The organism is Corallococcus exercitus, from assembly GCF_003611585.1.
GTDB classification, from domain to species: Bacteria; Myxococcota; Myxococcia; order Myxococcales; family Myxococcaceae; genus Corallococcus; species Corallococcus exercitus.
This window is the reverse complement of the sequence record NZ_RAVW01000719.1, coordinates 1-2,418: the sequence shown is the minus strand read 5'-3', so window position 1 is coordinate 2,418 and position 2,418 is coordinate 1. Positions and strand designations below refer to the sequence as shown.

The following is a 2,418-nucleotide window of genomic DNA, read 5'->3' as shown; positions in this document are numbered from 1 at the left end:
GGGTGGGGCGGTGACGGCGGGCGATTCTTCCAAGCGGTGGTCGAACTTCATCTTCGCGGGGCTCTTCGCCCTGGCGCTGATTCTCTTTTCACGCATCTTGCTGCCGTTCCTGATGCCGGTGCTGCTGGGCGGCTTCCTGGTCGTCCTGTTCATGCCCATCCAGGACTCCTTGGACCGGCGGCTCCAGGGCCGCAAGTCCCTGGCGGCGGGACTGTCCACCCTCGCGGTGTTCCTGCTCATCCTGGCGCCGCTGGCGCTGGTGGGCTGGATGGTGGCCCGCGAGGTGCTCCAGTTCGTGGGCCAGGCGCAGGACCTGTTGGATCAGGTCGACCTGCGTCACCACCTGCTCAACAGCCTGCCCCGGGGCGTCACCCGCTACGTGCACTTCGATCCGGAGAGCTCGGAGACGGAGCGCCTGCTGATGACGGCGGTGTCGGGCGGCGCGGGGCTGCTCGCGGACCTCGTCGGCGCCGGCACGGAGCTCGTCGTCAACATGTTCCTGATGACGGTCGCCATGTACTACTTCTTCCTCGACGGCCGTCGGCTGGTGAACGAGGTGGCCCGGCTGATCCCCCTGGAGCGCCGCTACTTCGACGCCTTCTCCCACGAGTTCACCGACGTCGCGTACGCCATCATCTACGGCAACACCGTCACCGCGCTGGTGCAGGGCGCGGTGGGCTTCGTGGGGCTGCTCATCGCGGGCGTGCCGCACGCCGGGGTGTGGGGCGCGGCCATGGTGCTGGTGGCGCTGGTGCCGGTGGGTGGCACCGCGCTCGTGTGGGGGCCCATCGGCGTCATCCTCATCGCGGCGAACCGGGTGAGCGAGGGGGTCTTCCTCCTCGCGTGGGGCACGTTCCTGGTGGGCAGCATCGACAACGTCATCCGCCCGCGGCTGTGCGGCTCGCGCATGGCGCTGCACCCGCTGCTCGTCTTCCTGTCCATGTTCGGCGGGCTGGCGGTGTTCGGGATGATGGGCCTGCTGGTGGGCCCGCTCATTGCGTCCATCTTCATGGCCATGGTGCGCATCTACCGGCGCGACTTCCTCGGGCGTACGCAGGAATCGCAGCCTGCTGCCGTGGTGTCCGAGGATTCCTCGCCTTCGCTCTCCCCGCAGCCCGCGCCAGTGCCCTCCGCGGCGAGCGTGGGTCACGTGATGAACGCCTGAGCCCCGAGCCTGGACTTCGCCCCGGCGCTGGGTGAACCTGCCCGGAGCATGACGACCACCCGAAGCGCGAGGGTCCCCTCGGGACTGCTGTGGACCCTGGCCCTCGTCGGAGCCCTGGCGGCTCCGGCCGCGGCGGCCTCTGATGCCCTGACGCCGCCGGCCTTCCACGGCACGCGCGAGGCCCCGGCGTGGCTGTCGCTGCGGCTGGGCGGCGCGACCGCGGGCAACGGGAAGTCGCAGTCGAAAGCAGAGCCGGAGGTGGGCGCGCCCACCTGGGTGCGGCTCAACCTGTCCCTCACCGCGACGTGGCGGCGCTACTGCGCGAGGCCCGGCGTGGAGAGCTGTGGCGAGTACGACCGGCTGCCCGAGGAGGACCAGCTTGGCGACACGTCCGACTTCTCCTCGTCGCATCCGTACCTGGGGCTGTCGCTGGAGGCGGAGGTGCTGCCCCTGGCGCGCGGAGCCTCGTCCGTGCTGCGCGGGCTGGGCTTCAAGCTGGGAGCGCAGCGGGCCTTCTCCAGCTCCGACGTGACGCTCACCGGGGACGGCGGCCAGACGCCGGTGCGCGAGGTGTCCGCCACCGACACGGCCTTCACCGCGCAGGCGCTGTATCGCTTCTACTTCCGCTTCGGCACGACGCGGCCGCAGCAGGGCTACGTGGGCGCCAGGGCCGGCATCCAGACGCGCGCGTTCGACGTGGAGGCGTCCGCGGACAACCCGCTGTCCGGCACGCACCGCGTGTTCCCGGCCGTGGCGTTGGACCTGTCCGTGCCGCTGTTCGCCTCGGTGCGGCTGGACGCGTCGGGCGGCTTGCTGCTGTCGCCCAAGCCGGGGCGCTCGCCGGACGCGGACGGAGGACGGCGGGCGCTGGAGGTCCGCGACTTCGGCACGTCCGTGTCCAGCTTCGGCTGGAGCGCGGAGCTGGGCGTGACGGGGGACATCTGGGGGCCGTTCGGCTACGACGTGGCCTGGCGGCTGGCGCACTTCAACGACCGCTTCTCCGGGGCCGGGACGCTCACCGGTTGGGAAGACGGCGGAGCGGCCGAGGAGACGTACTCCAGCCTGCACGTCGGCCTGATCGCGACGTACTGACGCTCGAGCGGACACCCGGCCTGTCTGGCGCGCGACATCGCCCGGAAGCGCGGGTGTCTGGACCCAGGCGGGATGCCTACCCCTTGCCCCCACGGCCTGATGCGGGCCGTGATCCAAGGGGGACGATTCTCGGTGCGAGCAAGGCAATGGTGGAGGCGGGG

2 protein-coding genes are annotated in these 2,418 nt (G+C 71.2%); both read left to right on the top strand.

The annotated features are described in order from the left end of the window. Positions 1-10 precede the first annotated feature (10 nt). On the top strand, positions 11-1,165 hold the full coding sequence (locus D7W79_RS41285; protein ID WP_120530658.1) for an AI-2E family transporter: 1,155 nt from the start codon (positions 11-13) through the stop codon (positions 1,163-1,165). A 48-nt stretch (positions 1,166-1,213) separates the two neighbouring features. Further along, positions 1,214-2,257 carry a hypothetical protein gene (locus tag D7W79_RS41280; protein ID WP_120530657.1) on the top strand — a complete coding sequence of 348 codons (1,044 nt, stop codon included), beginning with the start codon at positions 1,214-1,216 and terminating at the stop codon, positions 2,255-2,257. Positions 2,258-2,418 lie beyond the last annotated feature (161 nt).